Origin of the sequence: Devosia sp., from assembly GCF_017744655.1 — a bacterium.
Taxonomy (GTDB): Bacteria; Pseudomonadota; Alphaproteobacteria; order Rhizobiales; family Devosiaceae; genus Devosia.
In genome coordinates, this window is record NZ_JAGIAW010000014.1 from 373,982 (window position 1) to 391,486 (window position 17,505).

Annotated in this window: 13 protein-coding genes; 3 read left to right on the forward strand and 10 right to left on the reverse strand. The window is 61.1% G+C overall.

Annotated elements, in window-relative coordinates:
- Positions 1 to 108 precede the first annotated feature (108 nt).
- Positions 109 to 1,134: a LacI family DNA-binding transcriptional regulator gene (locus tag J7557_RS21315; protein ID WP_291422442.1), complete on the forward strand. Its 1,026-nt coding sequence runs from the start codon at positions 109 to 111 to the stop codon at positions 1,132 to 1,134.
- Here the strand turns inward: J7557_RS21315 and J7557_RS21320 are convergent.
- The 8 genes from J7557_RS21320 to J7557_RS21355 form a co-directional block, all read right to left on the reverse strand.
- Complete coding sequence (locus J7557_RS21320; protein ID WP_291422444.1) at positions 1,131 to 2,141, reverse strand: LacI family DNA-binding transcriptional regulator; 1,011 nt, start codon at positions 2,139 to 2,141, stop codon at positions 1,131 to 1,133. The two genes, J7557_RS21315 and J7557_RS21320, sit on opposite strands and share 4 nt — an antisense overlap.
- Positions 2,142 to 2,296: 155 nt before the next feature.
- The gene (locus tag J7557_RS21325) at positions 2,297 to 3,364 is read right to left on the reverse strand and encodes a Gfo/Idh/MocA family oxidoreductase (protein WP_291422446.1); all 1,068 of its coding nucleotides are present in this window, start codon (positions 3,362 to 3,364) and stop codon (positions 2,297 to 2,299) included.
- On the reverse strand, positions 3,361 to 4,215 hold the full coding sequence (locus J7557_RS21330; protein ID WP_291422448.1) for a sugar phosphate isomerase/epimerase: 855 nt from the start codon (positions 4,213 to 4,215) through the stop codon (positions 3,361 to 3,363). The genes J7557_RS21325 and J7557_RS21330 overlap by 4 nt, the downstream gene beginning before the upstream one ends.
- 4 nt (positions 4,216 to 4,219) lie before the next feature.
- The gene (locus J7557_RS21335; RefSeq protein ID WP_291422449.1) at positions 4,220 to 5,626 is read right to left on the reverse strand and encodes a CehA/McbA family metallohydrolase; all 1,407 of its coding nucleotides are present in this window, start codon (positions 5,624 to 5,626) and stop codon (positions 4,220 to 4,222) included.
- 3 nt (positions 5,627 to 5,629) lie between these two features.
- Positions 5,630 to 6,733 (reverse strand): ABC transporter ATP-binding protein, encoded by a 1,104-nt coding sequence (locus J7557_RS21340; RefSeq protein ID WP_291422450.1) that lies wholly within the window; start codon positions 6,731 to 6,733, stop codon positions 5,630 to 5,632.
- A 6-nt stretch (positions 6,734 to 6,739) separates the two neighbouring features.
- Entirely contained in the window at positions 6,740 to 7,570 is an 831-nt protein-coding gene (locus tag J7557_RS21345) for a carbohydrate ABC transporter permease (RefSeq protein WP_291422451.1), read from the reverse strand.
- A gap of 3 nt (positions 7,571 to 7,573) precedes the next feature.
- Positions 7,574 to 8,476, reverse strand: coding sequence for a carbohydrate ABC transporter permease (locus J7557_RS21350; RefSeq protein WP_035078402.1), 903 nt, complete (start codon positions 8,474 to 8,476; stop codon positions 7,574 to 7,576).
- 179 nt (positions 8,477 to 8,655) lie between these two features.
- Entirely contained in the window at positions 8,656 to 10,005 is a 1,350-nt protein-coding gene (locus J7557_RS21355; protein WP_291422453.1) for an extracellular solute-binding protein, read from the reverse strand.
- A gap of 305 nt (positions 10,006 to 10,310) precedes the next feature.
- On the opposite strand from J7557_RS21355, the gene J7557_RS21360 reads away from it, so the two are divergent.
- Positions 10,311 to 11,351 carry a LacI family DNA-binding transcriptional regulator gene (locus J7557_RS21360; RefSeq protein WP_291422455.1) on the forward strand — a complete coding sequence of 347 codons (1,041 nt, stop codon included), beginning with the start codon at positions 10,311 to 10,313 and terminating at the stop codon, positions 11,349 to 11,351.
- 11 nt (positions 11,352 to 11,362) lie between these two features.
- Complete coding sequence (locus tag J7557_RS21365) at positions 11,363 to 13,279, forward strand: DUF5054 domain-containing protein (RefSeq protein ID WP_291422457.1); 1,917 nt, start codon at positions 11,363 to 11,365, stop codon at positions 13,277 to 13,279.
- A gap of 104 nt (positions 13,280 to 13,383) precedes the next feature.
- Here the strand turns inward: J7557_RS21365 and J7557_RS21370 are convergent, their stop codons facing one another.
- Together J7557_RS21370 and glmS are read right to left on the reverse strand one after the other, a co-directional pair.
- The gene (locus J7557_RS21370) at positions 13,384 to 15,453 is read right to left on the reverse strand and encodes a M3 family metallopeptidase (RefSeq protein ID WP_291422459.1); all 2,070 of its coding nucleotides are present in this window, start codon (positions 15,451 to 15,453) and stop codon (positions 13,384 to 13,386) included.
- A gap of 143 nt (positions 15,454 to 15,596) precedes the next feature.
- Positions 15,597 to 17,423, reverse strand: a complete 1,827-nt coding sequence (gene glmS, locus J7557_RS21375) for a glutamine--fructose-6-phosphate transaminase (isomerizing) (protein ID WP_291422461.1) — start codon at positions 17,421 to 17,423, stop codon at positions 15,597 to 15,599.
- Between the last annotated feature and the right edge of the window lie 82 nt (positions 17,424 to 17,505).

Here is a 17,505-nt window from a genome sequence, read left to right on the forward strand (position 1 = left end):
GTCGCGCAGGCTGTAGCCAATTCGCCGAAACGCTGCCCTCGGTGCTAACAGTCTGCTAGCAATTGCCTTACAGAGAGGGGAATCTATCCCCGCACCTTGGGAGTTCAGGTGGAAAAGCGCGCGACCATGCACGAAGTGGCAGAACTGGCAGGGGTATCCCAGGCCACGGTCTCGCTGGTGCTCAATGGCGTCCCCAATGCCCGCGTCTCAAAAGCCACCCGCCGCCGCGTGCAGGAAGCGGCAGAGCAACTGGGCTATCGCCGCGGCAAGGCCCACCCCGTCCCGGCCGATCGCCAGCGCGTCATCGGCCTTTTCATCGACGAAGTCTCCACCACGCCCTTCGCCGCCCAATTCCTAGAAGGCGCCCGCGACGAGGCCGCCTTGCAGGACGTAACCGTCGCCACGTTCTGCACCGGCAATAGCCCTGCCCTCGAAAAAGCCGGGCTCGACATGCTGGTCGCCCAAAAGGCCATCGGCGCGATCTACACGACACTGATGACCCGCGAAGTCATTGTCCCTACATCCTTTTCGGCACTGCCGCTGGTGCTGCTCAACTGCTACGAAAAGCGCCTGCACCACCCCTCGGCAGTCCCCGGCGACATCGTCGGTGGCTATGCCGCGACCGAGGCGCTGATCAAGGCCGGGCACACCCGCATCGCCCACCTCGCCGGCGAACACCACACTGCCGAAGCCGCCGTCGACCGCGAAAAAGGCTTTCGGCAAGCTATGGCCAAGGCCGGCATTGCCGTCGACGAAAGCCTCGTCACCCTCGGCGGCTATTCCATCCGCGCCGGCCGCGAACGCGCCCTCGCCTTGCTCTCCCGCCCCGATCGCCCTACCGCGATCTTCTGCTTCAACGACCGCATGGCCATCGGCTGCTACGAAGCCGCCCGCATCCTCGGCCTCAGCATCCCAAATGACCTCTCCATCGTCGGCTTCGACAACGAAGACATTTCTGCCAGCATGGACCCACCCCTTTCGACCATGGTCCTCCCCCACGACGAAATGGCCCGCTGGGCCGTCGGCCAACTGCTTGATGGTTTCGACGACCTAGACGCCGACGAACGCATGCAAAAACTCAAGATCGAGTGCGAGTTCGTGGAAAGAAATTCGATAGCACCGCCAATGGTCTAGTCGCGCGGCTTGTCCACCGAAGCCCGCTCCACCAGCGGACATTCGAGCTTGGTCAGCGGATACCTACTATCTACTTCCCCGTCGGCCAATTGCTCGGCAATCCACTGCCCCATGGCCCGATGCGGCAGCACCGACGTCGTCAATTGCGGATGCAAATGCCGCGCAATTTCTTCGTCGTCATAACCCACGACCGACATATCCCGCGGGATTTCATACCCCGCCTCTTTCAGCGCCTCATAGCAGCCGATCGCCATGCGATCATTCTGGCAAAAGATCGCCGTCGGCACCTCCGGCAGGTCGAGGATTTTCCGCGTCGCCTCGTAACCTGCGCTCGCCGACCAGTCGCCGTTGAACACCAGGTCCGCATCGAAGGGAATATCCGCCGTCGCCAGCGCCCGCCGATACCCCTTCAGCCGATCCTGCGCCGCCTCCATCCAGATTTCGCCCGTAATGGTCGCAATCCGCCTATGTCCACGCGTGATCAGATGATGCGTCGCCCGCTGCCCGCCGGCAATTTCGCTCGGCACCACAGCGGGATAGGACTGCCCAGTCGTATAGCAATTGAGCAAAAGCACCGGCACATCGAGGTTCCGCAGCGCCAGCGGCAGCTCCACCTCACGGGTAAAAATGGTCATATAGACCAGCGCCGAAACACCCTGCTCGACAAAGGTTTCGATCAGCTCGGCCTCGATCTCGGGATCATTCCGGCTCTGCGACACAAAGACAAGATCCCCCACCCCCTGCGCCGCCTGGCTCAACCCTTCGATGGCCTGCACCGCCTCCGGGCTCGTCGCCAACTGATCGACAATAAACCCAATCTTTCCAGCGCGCCGAACTCGCTTGGCCTCCACCGCAACCTTCGCCTGTGGCAGCCCGTAACCCAGCCGCCGCGCCGTCTCGAGCACCCGCTGCCGCGTTTCCTGCGACAATCTTATCCCCGGGGCATCATTTATGACGAATGATACAGTCGCCTGGGAGCAGCCGGCCTCCCGCGCGATATCGGTCATCGTAACCCGGCGCGAATTCGACCCGTTCTCTTTTCCGGAACGGGCAGACTTCGCCAATGTGCGGGTTGAAGGAGGCATGACACTCGGAGGATGGATGCCAAGAAAGCTAATACACAATCAGCTAATATTAGCAAGCCACCGAATGCCAAGGTTTATTAGCGGAAGTGCCGCCCGACTTCGGCAAAAAGCTTGAGGTCTTCCATGGAATCTTCAAGATTGGTCTTTGCCGGTACGCCATTGGCAATACTATCGAAAAACGCACCAAGCTCGATGCGGAACGGGTCCTCATAGATCGGCCCGATCACCTCCGTCCCGGTTTCCGTATCAGTCGAACTGGTGATCTCCAACCGCGTCGGCAGATTGCGGATATAGGGCGTGTCGTAGTTCATCTTGAAATGCTGAGTCTGGGTCAGCACCTCGATACCCGCATCGAACCGGGAGACATCATCGATCACCGCCTCGTAAAGCGCGGTGAAATGCCCATAGTCAAAGAGCGCAATGACCGTTTCGCCATTGTGCTGGGTCGCATAACGCACCCCTTTTGGCGCGCCGAGCAGATCGCGCATTGCCGAAAAGCTGTGCGAACTCAAGCCCGTAAGCACCTGATAGGCCCGCAGCGCATCAGGCGGGCAATCCTCGCCCATCACCGAACGCAACATGCCCAGCGTCCGCGCCCGACCTTCGGCGATCAGTTCGGCCGGCACATCCTTGGGCTTGAACACGTTTCGCGTCTGCGCCACGAAAAACGGCGCCTCGCGAATAATGTCACGCACCCGCACGTGGCGGACTTTTTCTAATGGCGGCAGGCGTTTCTTGAGTTCAGTAAAGGCGCGGGAGAACCGCCGCATATAGCCAACAAACACCACCTGTCCTGGTCGTTTCGGCAGCGACAGCAGCGGCTCAAGTTGCGCCGCGGTCAGGCAGGCCGGCTTCTCGATGAAGACATGCTTCCCCGAACGGATCGCCTTCTCCAACAATTCCGCATGGAGGTGATCGGGCGTCATGATGAACACTACATCCAGCGCCGGATCGGCTATCAGCGCCTCGGCGCTGCCGTGCAGTGTCGGCACGCCATAGCGCGTCGCCACATAGTCGACGAGGCTGGGTGACACATCGGTTATCGCATTGATCTTAAAGCGATTGTCGTCTGCCAGAAGCGGCAAATGCATGAGCTGCGCGACTTCCCCAAGACCAATTAGGCCAACCTTCAGAACCGCGCTCATTCTGCGATCCCTTCCATATAGACCAGGTTCCGCGCCGCCAGTTGTAGTGGCGTTTCCTTGGCATTCTCGGCAACATCCTGCTCGACCACGATTGGGCCATCAAAGCCCCGCTCGGCCAGGAGTCGCATCACCGCCTGAATATCCACCGCCCCGTCGGGCAGCGGACACATCACCCCCGCACCATAGGATTTTGCGATAGACAGCTCCCCCGCCAAAACCCGCGCGCGGACATTCGGATCGACATTCTTGAGGTGCATGTAGGCGATGCGGGGAAAGACCTTTTCCATATAGGAAACAGGATCTTGGTCCCAAAAGGCATGATGCCCTGTATCAAAGCAAAGGTCGATTTCCGTGTCGGCCAGCAGCCGGTCGATCTGTGCTTCCTTCTCCACAGCGGTGCCGATATGCGGATGAAAGCTGAGTTTTAGGCCATACTCGCCTTCGACCAGCTTCTGCGCTTCACGCACCATCCCGACGAGCCCCTGCCAACCAGCCTCATCAAGCACGCCTTCTTTGCCGGCCGGATACCAATTGCTCTCGTCCATGATGACGAGATGCCTGGCCCCCAGCGTCTTCAGCAGCGTCGAAAGCTCGCGCAAGGTCGCCATGAGCACCGGCGCGGAAGCCACATCGCCAAAAGTGTGGACATGCGTCGCGCCAATCAGCGTCAGGCCACGCACGGCCAATTCTTCCCCCAGCAATTCAGCGTCTTTTGGCAGAAAACCGAGCGGCCCCAGTTCAGTGCCGCGATAGCCGGCTTCGGCCACCTCATCTAGATATTGCGACCAGGAATAGGTATTGCCGGTGGGATAGACGATGCCCCAGGAACAGGGCGCGTTGCCGATGAGCATTGGATCAGGAACCGATATAGATGGGATTACTGAGCGCACGACGGATAGGCTGGCCAGCAACGTCGACATTCCTAAGCTGCCAGGGCAATTCGCGCCCTTCCAGCAGGCTCGCATATTCGGCCAATAGGCATTCGCGGCTGGCCGCCGCAACGATTTCCGCCCGTACAAATTTTTGCGCATTCTCGATGACGACGGTGGTCGAAAATTCGTCGCCGACAATATCCACCACGGCGATTTCGCCTGTGGCATCAATGAGTACGACGCGATCGCCCGCCGCCCCGCGTACCACGACATCGAGCGATACCAAACTCGCCACGCTACCGCCCATGACGGTGTCGCCGACGCGAATTTCCAGATGCGGCCCATCCGGGCTCTCGGTCACGTAACCAAAGCCCGACTTCATCGCTGCTAGAACGGCATCTTCGCTGAGTTCGGGCAGCCAGAATACCGTCGTTGGCCGCGCCAGAACCAGCGGCCCCTCTGGCATGAGCCGGTCGGGCTGGTGGAAATCCGAACCGCCAATAGCAGAGAGCTTCATGCCCGAAGCCAGACGTTGCTGATAGCGCTCAAGCGCAATCCAGTTCCAGGCAAGCCAAGTCGACTGCCAGACTTCCTGGCAGTCCGCCTTGGGCATTTCATATTCCCAAGCGATGGGCGGCTTGTCGTGATTGATCGAGAGTAGTCCGCCCTTCTCATGCACCAGCTTTTCCAGCACATGCGCGTCAGACGGCCTGGTCATGCGGAAGTCGATCCAATCGTCGACCCCGTAGACATTGGCGTGGCCTTCGGCGGTCGTAACCTCCATGCCGCGCACGAACACCAGATCGGGCGACGAGTTCGGATGGAAATAGCGCCGCTGGGTGATGGTGTTGTGGTCGGCAATGGCGAGCAAATCGAGTCCGGCTTGCCTCGCGGCCGCATGCAGCAATTCCGGCGCGCCGCGCGCATCGGAATGAAAGGTGTGACAGTGCAGGTCACCCTTGTACCAGCCAGCCCCCTTACGCACCGGAAAGGTTCGGGCAGGCTGCGGCTCCAGCTTTCGCGGTGACGCGTCGAGGCCAATGGTCACTCTGATATCGGCGCCCACCTCGGGAACCTTATAGAGTCCGAGAATGACGTTCCACGTTCCTGGCTGAATTTCGCCATGGACATAGCCTGGCGTCGCATCGTCGGTGGCGAGAAAAAAGTGATCGCGCGCGCCACCGCTCCAGCCACGAAAGCCTTCCTTGGTCGGATAGCCAGTATCGCGCGGATCAAAGGCACCGAGGTCGATAATGCAATCCTCGGCTTTGGCATAGGCCAGCGCCACATCGATCCGCGTCGTGCCGGATGGAACCTCGAAGGGAATGTAAAAGTATGGATTCCGCGCCTGATCGGCGCGGGTCACATGGGCGGTGATAGTCTTGGACAAGGCCTATTCTCCCAAGGCCGGAATGCGCTTGCCGGCGCTATCAAAGAGATGGACGTGCTCAGCGGAGAAGCCGAGTGTCACCACGTTCGAGAGATCAAGATGATCGTCGGTAAAGATGCGCGCCGTAACGCGGGCGCTGTCGCCACGGTCCACGGTGACGAGGCTTTCCGGCCCCATGTTTTCATTGGCAAAGAGCGGTGCCGTGATGGTGTTTACGGCGCCCGCCGCGGCAATCCCCAGATGCTCCGGCCGTAAGCCCAGCGTCAGCTTGCCGCTCGCCGTCAGTGCCTTGCCAATGGCATCGGTCATGGCAAGGCCGGCAATGGTCAGCCCCTCGGCCTTCAATGCCAGTTTGCCATCGACCTGCGCGCCCTCCACCTCGACAAGGTTCATCGGCGGGTTGCCGACAAAGTTCGCAACGAAGGTCGTGGCGGGGCGGCGATAGATCTCGATGGGCGAGGCGAACTGCACGATATGCCCCTGATCCATGACGGCGATACGCGTCGCCAGCGCCATGGCCTCGGCCTGGTCATGCGTCACATAGACGGCCGTCATGCCCATGTCGCGTTGCAGGTGATTGAGAAAACCACGAGCCTCCAAACGTAGCTTGGCGTCGAGATTGGAAAGCGGCTCGTCGAAAAGATAAACCTTTGCCGGATAGACCAGCGCGCGAGCGAGCGACGTACGCTGCTGTTGGCCGCCGGAAATCTGGCTCGGCAAGCGATCCATCAGGTGCCCGATCTTGAGGACATCAGCGACCTCTTTGGCCCGGGCATGGCGCTGCGCCACCGGCTCGCCGCGCACCTTGAGCGGATAGGCGATGTTGTCGGCTAGGTTCATGTGCGGATAGAGCGCATAGTCCTGAAACACCATGGCGATGTTGCGGTCCTTCGGGTGGAGATGTGTCACCTCCTCCCCGCCGATCAGGATTTTTCCCGAACTCGGCGTTTCGAGCCCCGCCATCATGCGCAGCGAAGTGGTCTTGCCGCAGCCCGAGGGACCAAGCAGACAGACGAATTCCCCATCGGCGATATCGAAGCTGACGTCTGCGACGGCCTTGAACTCGCCAAAGCTCTTGGTGACGTTTTTGAATTCAACAGATGCCATGGATGATTAAGCCTTGATGCCGCCGAAGAACCGGAAACCGAACTTCCAGCTGACGAAGAGATAGAGAGCGATGACCGGCAGCGAATAGATCAGCGAATAGGCTGCCAGGAGCGTGACAATGGGCGTGCCCGCTTCCGAATAGAACGAGTAGATCGCGACCGAGGCCGGCATATTGCTATCGCTGCGGAGGAGAATGAAGGGGATCAGGAACGAGCCCCAGATGTTCACAAAACCCCAGACGACCACGACCACGATGCCAGGCCGGATGACCGGCAGCGCCACATCGAAAAAGGCCTGCACCGGCGAGGCTCCGGCCACCATGGCGCTTTCCTCGTAGGATTTTGGGATCGAGTCGATGAAATCGCGCAGGATGAACATGGCCGTCGGCAGGAGCCCACCGGCGAAAGTCAGGATCACCGCCAGATGCGTGTCCATGAGGCCCGCGGCCGAGACTATAAGAAAGATCGGCACCATGGCGGCCGAGCCCGACACGACCGAGGAGAACAGCAACAGGATGTAGGTGACAGCGCCCTTGCCGGGGATGGACGAGCGGCTGAGCGCGTAGGCGGCCAATGTCGCCGCTGCCCCCACCAGAATGACGCCACCCACCGCCTGGATAAAACTGTTCCAAAGCGCCTGCACGGCATAGGAATTGCCAAAGACCGTCACGAAATTATTGAGCGTCCATGGGTCCGGCAGAGCCAACCCCAGTTCCGCCCGGGCGTTGAACGGCGCGAAGAGGAACCACAGCAGCGGCAGCGCGAATATAGCGCCGATCAGCGCCGCAAGCGCTGAGAAGGCGATGCGACCGACAAAGGCAGGAATGGTCAGCTTCATGTCTCAGCGCACCTTCTTCTTGCGGCCTATGCTGAGATAGACCAGCGCGAAAGCGAGGTTGATCAGCATCATGATCACGCCCACCGCCGCGCCCTTGCCGAACTGGAAGTCCTGGAAGGCGACGCGATAGTTGTAGATCGAGACCAGTTCCGTCCGGTAGCTCGGCCCGCCATTGGTGAGGAGGAACGGCGTAAAAGTGTTGAACGTCCACATGGTGATGAGGATGAGGTCGGTGACGATATGTCCGCGAATGAGCGGCAGGCCGATGTCGCGAAACTTCTGCCACGACGAGGCACCGGCAACGTCGGCGGCCTGGAAATAGCTCGGTGGAATCGACGAAAAAGCCGAGTTGAACAGCATCATCGAGAAGGCCGCGCCGCGCCAGGTGTTGAACACCACGATAACCCAGAAGGGCTGCTGCAGCAGGAAGTCCCCCTTGGGCAGCCCAAAACCTTCGAGCAGCATATTGAGCGTGCCTTGGTCGCGATCGAGGAAGGCGAACCAGGCAAAGCCGATAACGACTTCCGGCAGGATCCATGCGGCAATGACGAAGGTCTCGGTGATGCGCTTCACCCAGGGCGGCACGGTCTGGATCAGCCAGGCCAGCAGCAGGCCCAGCAACGCCTGCCCCAGCAGCGCCGACGCCAGAACGAATTGCGTCGTCAGGATCAGCGAGAAGCCGAACTGCCCGCGTTGGAAGAAGGTGGCCGGATCAAAGAGCGACAGATAATTGGCAAGGCCAACGAATTCAGGATTGAGCGCCGTCCGCCCAAGCAGCGTCCGGTTGGTGAAGGAAACAAAGATCACCCAGAAGAAGGGCACGATGACGAAGACCGAGACCAGGAGGCCAGCGGGCGTCAGGAAAGCGGCACCGGCGCGATTGGAGAGCAGCGCAAAATTGCGCACCTTCTTCGGCTTGGCCTCGATGGGTTCGGTGGTCATGGATGGCCCCATAGGTCTGGGTCAGTCGTGAGCACATGCGAACATGTCGACATGTGACCGGTCGCGCCGCCGCAATAGTGCGGCGACGGCTGGAAACTCCCGCAAACCCGGCACCCCGAAGGGCACCGGCTCGACGGGGAGGACTAGAGCAGGCTGACGGTATTGTCTTCGCCGACAATGGCGATAACCGCGGCCTTGTACTGGGCCATGGCGTCTTCCGGGGAGAGTTCGCCCGACACCACGGCTTCGGTCATGCGCTGGATTTCCGAGGAAACCGCATTGTAGTTCGGGTCGTTCGGACGGGCTGTGGTCAGCGGAAGCAGCGTCTGGCTGGCTGCCGTCAGGAACGGGCTGTTCGGGATTTCGATATCGGTACGCGCGGTGATACGCGGCTGGATCGCCTGGAAGGCGTTCTGCATGTCCGGCTCGTTCATGAACGAGAGGAAAGCCCAGGCTTCCTTGGGCGCGTCCGTCGCCGGATTGATCACAAAACCCGTGCCGCCTGAAATGGTCACAAAATCCTGGCCACGAATACCGGCACCGGGCTCCTTGGCCGGAACCTTGACCCAGCCCATGACTTCGTCGCGGTTCGGCACGGCAAATTCCGAACCCTCCGGGGTGACGGAACGGTAGAAATAGTCGCCTTCGAACAGCAGTGCCGTCACACCATCGCGGAAATTGGCGAAGGAGCGATTGCGGCCATCGGCCAGAAGCTGGGCGCGCTGGTCGCCGAGCTGCTCATCGACATAAATGGTCCTGTAGAGGTTGAGCGTGTCCAAAATACCCTGGCTCGAAACGATGAACTTGCCGTTCTCGTCGGTCACCCCTTCACCCGTGCCGAGCAGCGCCAGCCAATAGCCTTGCATGGTCGTGGCTTCGCCCATGGCGACGCCGGCATTGAGCTGGATGGGGAAACTGTCGGGCTTGATCTTCTTGATGGCGCGGGCGGCGTCGAGCACCTCTTCCCACGAGGTCGGCTGCCAGTTGTCGGCGTCGATGCCGGCTTCGGTCAGGATGTCCTTGCGCGTATGGATCATGCGCACGTCGGTGCCGAGCGGAATGCCGTAGAACTTGCCCTGATATTCCATCAGCGCACGCGAACCGTCCGAAAGCGCAGCCCAACCCGACCAGTCATTGACTTCCGGGCCAGCGACTTCATCGAGCGATTTCAGAAGACCACCCTCAACGAACGAGGGAATGAGGAAGCCGTCAAAAGCGGAAACATCGGGACCGGCACCGGTCGAGAAATCGAGGGCGAGCTGCTGGGTGAGCTGCGCGTCTTCGCCGCCGAACTGGTTGAGCGTCACGTTGACGTCGGGATGGGCCGCCTCGAAAGCCGGAATGACGCTTTCTTCGATCCACTGGGCGGTGCCGCTATTGACGCCACCGATGACGCAGCGGCAGGTAACATTAAGATCCACGGCAAAGGCAGGAATGGCGACCGAAGTGGCGCCGATAAGGCCGAGCGCAAGCGCGCGCATACGATTATTCATCGTAGAAAATCCTCCCGAAATGGTGGCTCCGAATTCTCCGGTAGCCAATCTTGGCCAGGGCGCTCCTCGCATCCGGCCCTCACAGAATGAACACGTTTTCATTTCTCGTCAATGCGGAGAATTCGCGGACGGGAAAACGGGCGCAGTAAGCACATCTGCTGCATCGCAGGTTTCCAAGACATTGCAGTGACAATGCCGGCCGTGATTGCGAGTCAGGTGCTTCACGGCTAGCTTGACTCCCGGCTCCCTTACAGCCATTGAATTGAACACGTTTTCACTCCCAGCGAGTGAATGGGAGGATTATCGTGACCGACACCGAGCAGGCTCCGCGGGGGCGGGCGACTGCCGAAATGGTTGCCGCGCGGGCTCAGGTTTCGCGCGTCGCCGTGTCTCGCGCCTTCAATCCGCACACCTCGCTCAAGCCAGAAAAGCGCGAGCTGATCCTGAAGATCGCTCAGGAACTGAACTACACCCCGGACCGGGCCGCCCGAGCCCTGGTGAGCGGCCGCTCTCACCTTGTCGGCGTCATCGTGCCCGATGTGTGCAGCCACTGGGAAAGTCAGGAAATCGATGCGCTGACTACAGCCTTGCAGGCCGAAGGCTTTGCCACGCTGTTATTCAAGACGCGCACCGACTATTCCATGGACGAGCAACTGCTCGCCTATATGCGCGGCTTCAATCCGGACTCCGTCATCGCCTTCGTCGAAAACGTCAAGCCCCACACCCTTGCGCGCTTTCTCGACCGTGCGGTGCCCATCTATATTCACTACCCGCAGGCAGAGCTTGCCGACGATGCCGGCGACGAACCGCTGCATGACCGCCTCAACGTTCTGCAGCGCGATGGCGTCGAGCAGGCCGTCGCCCTGCTGCAGGGTTTTGGGGCCAAGCGTATCGCCTATCTCTCGGGCGCGGAAAAATCGCGCGCCAATGGCGCCCGCGAACGCATGCTGCGCCAGGTCATGGCCGAGCGCGGTCTTGCCCCGCCGGTCGTCGCGCGCGGCGATTTCAGCTATGACGCGGCCTATCAGGCAACCATTGATCTCTTCCGCGTCGGTGAAGGCGCCGATGCCATTTTCGCCGCCAATGACGTCGGCGCCTTCGGCGTCATCGATGCCCTGCGCCACGAATTGAAGCTGCGCGTACCCGAAGACGTAAAGGTCATCGGTTTTGACGACATCGCCCAGTCCCACTGGAAAAGCTACAATCTCACCACGGTGAAATTCGATCTCGACGAGCGCGTACGCGCCCTCGTCCGCCTGATCCTCCGCCGCCTCAATAATCCCGACGCTCCGGGCTTCCAGGAAACCCTCAACACCAGGCTCGTCGTGCGCGGCACGGTCGGCTGAAAACTTTTGCCATGACCAGACAGATACATCTCGTTTTCAAGACTCATCTCGATATCGGCTTCACCGATCACGCTGCCCGCGTGCGTGCGCAGTACCACAATCAGTTCATCCCCCAGGCCATCGCCACCGGCGAGCATTTTTACGCCGAGAACCCGGATCAGCCTGAATTCATCTGGACCACGGGAGCCTGGCTCATTTGGGATCACCTGCATTCGCAGGACGCCGAACGGGTCAAAAAGCTCGAACGCGCCATCGAGCGGGGCCTGATCACCTGGCACGCCCTGCCCTTCACCACCCACACCGAGCTAATGTCATCAGCCCTGTTCCGGGCCGGACTTTCCTTCTCGCAGGAGCTCGACCAGCGTTTTGGACGCCACACCACGGCGGCCAAGATGACTGACGTGCCGGGCCATACGCTGGGCATGGTGCCGCTGCTCGCCGAGGCTGGGGTCAATTTCCTCCATCTGGGCGTCAACACGGCGAGCCCCGTCCCCGACGTGCCGCCGATCTTCCGCTGGCACGCGCCAGGTGGCGAGGAGATCGTAGTGATGTACCAGGCCTCCTATGGTGCAACGGACTTTCCCGCCGGCCCGGAAGTCGGCCTCAGCTTCGCGCATACCAATGACAATATCGGCCCGCAAAGCGTCGGCCAGACGGTGGAAGCCCTGCGCCATATCCGCCACGAAAATCCCGATGCCATTGTCACGGCCTCGACGCTCGATGCTTTCGGCGCAGAGATGTGGAAACGCCGCGAGGAGTTTCCAATCGTCACTGAGGAAATCGGCGATAGCTGGATCCACGGCACCGCCACCGACCCGCAAAAACTCGCCCGCTTTCGCGCCTTGCAGCGTCTTTACGACGGCTGGGAGCCAACCGAAGCCCGCCGCGCCTTCGGCCGCGGCCTGACCCAGGTTGCCGAGCACACCTGGGGCGTCGACATCAAGACCTATCTCCGCGACGACATGGCCTGGGACCGCGCCGATTTCGACGCCGTTCGCAAAAGCGACTATCGCTTCGCCTATTCCGAGCAATCCTGGGCCGAGCAGCGCGCCTATATCGACACTGCACTCGCCGAACTTGACACCACCGACCGACAGGCCGCAGATCGCGTGCTCAGCGAGACAACGATTACCCCGAGCGCGGAGCCCGCAGGCAGCGCAAGCAGCCTGAGCCATGGTGGCTGGACCGCCGAGCTCGATCCGACCACCGGAAGCGTTGCGGCACTAATCGCGCCCGGTGGCACACGTATCGCCGGCAGCAACGGTGTGCTCTTCGGCTACACCCACGAAAGCTACGACTGGATCGAGCTGCAAAAGCACCTCGATTCCTATCTCCAGCATCGTCTCGAATGGGCCATTCTCGACCACGACAAGCCCGGCCTCGACAAGGCGAAGACGGCACGAACAGAAACCGTATCTCCCGCCTTGGTTGGCATCAATGGTGCAACTGCCATCGCCACTCTCCCCGCCGCCGCCCATGCCGAAATCGGCGCCCCGGCCCACTGCGACATCACGCTGCGCGGCCTTGGCGATCGTCAGGTGGAAATCACCCTGACCCTGCGCGACAAACCGGCCAACCGCATGCCCGAAGCCGGTTTCTTCCGCTTCACTCCGCAAGGCAGCGAAACCTGGCGTCTCAAGAAGCTCGGCCTCTGGCACGAGAGCTCGGCCATAGCCCGCAAAGGCGGCGGCCAGTTACAGGCAGTCGAGGCCGTCGAGACCGACGCTGCCGGGCAGATACTGAACCTGACCCTCCTCGATGCGGCCCTCGTCGCCCCCGCCACCGCGCCTTTCATCCCCTTTCAGCCCGAACGCCCGGATTTCTCGGGCGGCCTGCGCGTCAATCTCTACAACAACAAATGGGGCACCAATTTCCCCATGTGGTGGGAAGGCGCCGCAAAATTCCGCTTCGTGCTGACGCTAGGCTAGCCCCCAAGGGCCGTCATTGCCGGGCTTGTCCCGGCAATCCATTTTGGGGAGCCATGGACCGCCCGGACGAGCCGGGCGGTGGCGACGAAACGAGGGGGAGGAGGTTACTTGCCCTGCACCGCCACACCATCCTCTATCGGGATCAGATCAGCCAGCCCGCGATCTTCCAGCAGCCCCTTCACATCGGGATCGCGTCCGCGGAAAAGACGATAGGCCTCCGCATAGTCGCGCGAGCCGCCGGCCGAATAGACATATTTGTAGAGCCGATCCGCCGTCTCCTTGTCGAAGGGATCACCTGCTTCCTCAAACGCGCCATAGCCATCGGCATCGAGCACCTCCGACCACAGATAGCTATAGTAGCCGGCCGCATAGCCATCGCCCGAAAAGAGATGCAGAAAATGCGTGCTGGCATGGCGCAGCGCGATTTCCTCGGGCATGCCGATATCGTCAAGCGTCTTACGCTCCAGCGCCGAAATGTCGGCATCAGTGCCGATCTCAGCCGAGTGATAGTCCATGTCGAGGATGGCCGAAGACACGAATTCGACCGTCTCGAAGCCTTTGTTGGCTTTGCCAGCCGCCCTCATCCTGTCGAGCAGCGCCTGCGGAATGGGCTCGCCTGTGCGATAGTGCACGAGTTGCGCCAGCACCGGCTTTGACTCCAGCCAGTGCTCGTAAAGCTGCGAGGGTAATTCGACAAAATCCCGCACCACACTGGTGCCGGCGATCCGCGGATAGGTCACGTTCGAGAGCAGCCCATGCAACCCGTGGCCGAATTCATGGAATACCGTCCGCGCCTCGTCGAGCGACAACAAAGCCGGCTGCCCCTCGGGCGGTTTCAAATAGTTGCAGGTATTGACGACGAGCGGAATGACAGCGCCATCAAGCTTGGCCTGCTTGCGGAACGAGGTCATCCAGGCGCCGCTGCGTTTGCCGGCGCGCGCAAAATAATCGCCATAGAAAATGCCGATCGTCCGCCCTTCGCGCTGCACTTCCCAGACGCGCACGTCGGGATGATATCCCTCGATATCCCCCCGCGCGACAAAGCTCACGCCGAACAGTTTTTCCGCCACATAGAAAGCGGCTTCCACCACCTTCCAGAGTTCAAGGTATGGCTTGATCTCGTTCTCATCGAAATCATACCGCGCCAGCCGCAGCTTCTCGGCATAGTAGCGCCAGTCCCAGGCGGCGAGCCTGAACGTGCCACCCTCTTCGTCGATCAGTCCCTGCAGCGCCGCCCGATCATCAAGCGCCCGCTGCCGCCCCGGCTTCCAAACTTGCTCCAGCAGACCACGCGCCGCCTTGGGCGTTCCAGCCATGCTGTCCGCAAGCTTGTACTGCGCATAGCTCTCATAGCCGAGCAGCTTTGCCTGTTCGCCCCGCAACCGCAGGACTTCGGCGATGATGGCGTGATTGTCGCTCGCATTGCCATTGGCGCCGCGCTTCACAAACCCACGCCACACCTTTTCGCGCACCGCACGGTCAGTCGCAAAGTGCAGCACCGGCTCCACGCTGGATCGAGACGCAGCAACTGCATAAGGTGCATTGAGCTTGCGATCCCGCGCCATCTCGGCGGCCGCCGCCCGCGCAAAATCGGGCAGCCCATCGACCTCGGCTTCGTTCAGAGCAAAGACCGTGTTCTGCTCATCGGCCAAGACATTCTGACCGAACTCGGTGCCGAGCACGGCAAGTCGCTCGACGATCCCGGCAAAGCGCTCGCGATCAGCCAGCGATAGGCGCGCGCCAGAGCGCACGAAGTCGAGATGGTAGCGCTCCAGCACCCGCAGGGCCTCGGCATCAAGCCCGAGTTCCGCACGGTTCTCATAAAGCGCATCGATCCGCACAAAGAGCGCCGGATTAAGGAAAATCGCGTTCCAGTGCCGGGCCACAACCGGCGCAAGATCGCGCTCGATGCCCTGCAAGGTATCATTGGTATTGGCTGAGGCCAGCTGCGAGAAAACGAGATCAACCCGGTCAAGCTGCGCCCCGCTGCGTTCCAGCGCAACAATTGTGTTCTCAAAACTCGGCTCGTTTTTGTCGCTGGCAATAGCAGCAATCTCGGCCTCATGCGCCTTCAGCGCCGCTTCATAGGCCGGCTTGAAATGCTCGGTCTTGATCTCGGCAAAAGGCGGCACGCCAAAGGGCGTCGCCCACTCTTCGAAAAATGGATTGGTCATACCAAAGACTCTCCTTTGGAGGAGAGAATGGGATCGCGGCCCAAAAGGGACAAGTGCACTTGTCCCTTTTGCCGCAAATACTTCGCTCTAGAATTTGAGCATGATCTCTTCGGAAAACCGACACCCACTTTTCCGGATCATGCTTATTCCACCGTCACCGACTTGGCGAGATTGCGCGGCTGATCCACATCGGCACCCAGATGCGCCGCCGTGTGATAGGCCAGCAATTGCACGGCAATGGCCGCAACTATAGGCGCCACGAACGGATGCACCTCCGGCAAGACAATGCACTGTTGCGCCATGCCGCCATGCGTTTCCGCGCCCTTGAGATCGGTCACCAGCACGATGCGCCCGCCCCGCGCAGCCACTTCCTGCATGTTGGAAACGGTTTTTTCCGAAAGCTCGTCAGATGGCGCGATGACGATAACCGGAATGGTTTCGTCAACAAGCGCAATGGGGCCATGCTTGAGTTCCCCCGCCGCATAGCCTTCCGCATGGATATAGGAGATTTCCTTGAGCTTGAGCGCCCCTTCCAAGGCAATCGGATAGAGCGGCCCTCGCCCCAGGAACAGCGCATCGCTGGCTTTGCTGATCCCGCGCGCAATCTCGGCAATCTGGTCTTCCACCAGCAGCGCACTGGCAATGGCGCCCGGCAGCGTCTCAAGCGCAGTCACCAGTTCTTCCACCTTGTCGCTAGCAAGCACGCCGCGGGCCTGCCCCGCAACCACCGAGAGACAGGCCAGCGTCGCCAATTGCGTCGTGAACGCCTTGGTGGAGGCCACCCCGATCTCCGGCCCGCAGCGCAGCGGGAATACCGACTTGGATTCGCGGGCAATCGTCGACTCTTCAACATTGACCACGCTGGCTATGTGCTGGCCATTGGCCGCGCAATAGCGCAGGGCCGCCAGCGTATCGGCTGTCTCGCCCGATTGCGATATGAACAGCGCCAGGCCCTCTGGTGCCAGCGGCGGCTGCCGATAGCGGAATTCCGAGCCGACATCGATATCGACCGGCAGGCGCGCGTAGCGCTCGAACCAGTACTTGCCGACGACGCCGGCGAGATAGGCCGTGCCACAGGCCGAAACCGTCATCCGCGAGAGATCGGCGAAATCGAAGGACAGCGGATCCTGCACCGCCAGCGCCCGCTCGCCGCGATCGACGAACCGGCCGACCACGCGCGACACCGCGTCCGGCTGCTCGTGAATCTCCTTGAGCATAAAATGGCGATAGGGCCCCTTCTCGACGATATTGGACGAGGCATTGGTCTGGTGCACCACGCGGTTGACACTCGACCCTTCGCGGCTGCGGATCGCCGCCTTGCCCGGCGTCACCACCGCCCAGTCGCCCTCCTCAAGATAGGTCACCCTGTCGGTGAAAAGCGATAGCGCCAAGGCGTCGGACCCCAGGAACATCTCGTCCGCACCATAGCCCACCGCCAGGGGCGAGCCCTGGCGCGCCGCCACCAGCATCTGCTCTTCGCCATGGAAGAGGAAAACCAGCGCAAAAGCGCCTTGGAGCTTTGAAACGGTAGCCTGCACGGCGGCCACTGGCGACAGCCCCAGATCCATCCAGCGGGTTGCCATCATGGCAACGACTTCGCTGTCGGTCTGCGTCAGGGGCAGATAGCCATCAGCTGCCAACTCCACCAGCAGCGAGCGATAATTCTCGATGATCCCGTTATGCACGACGGCGACGCACGGCGTCGCATGCGGATGGGCGTTGAGTTCCGTCGGCGCCCCATGCGTCGCCCAGCGCGTATGGCCGATGCCGATCGTGCCGGCCAGGGGATCGAGGCTCAGCTTGTTGGCAAGATTGACGAGCTTTCCGGGCGCGCGTCGTCGCTGGATTTCCCCATGGTCGAGGGTCGCGATCCCGGCGCTGTCATAGCCCCGATATTCAAGCTGCGCCAAGGCGCTGACCAGGCGATCCGCTACCGGCTCATGGCCGACAATTCCAACGATTCCGCACATTTTCTGCTCCCGAACATGAGGCCGCTATGACAACGCTAGGCGGGGCAAACTCCCTCGGCATTGATGGCAGTCAACGCCACAA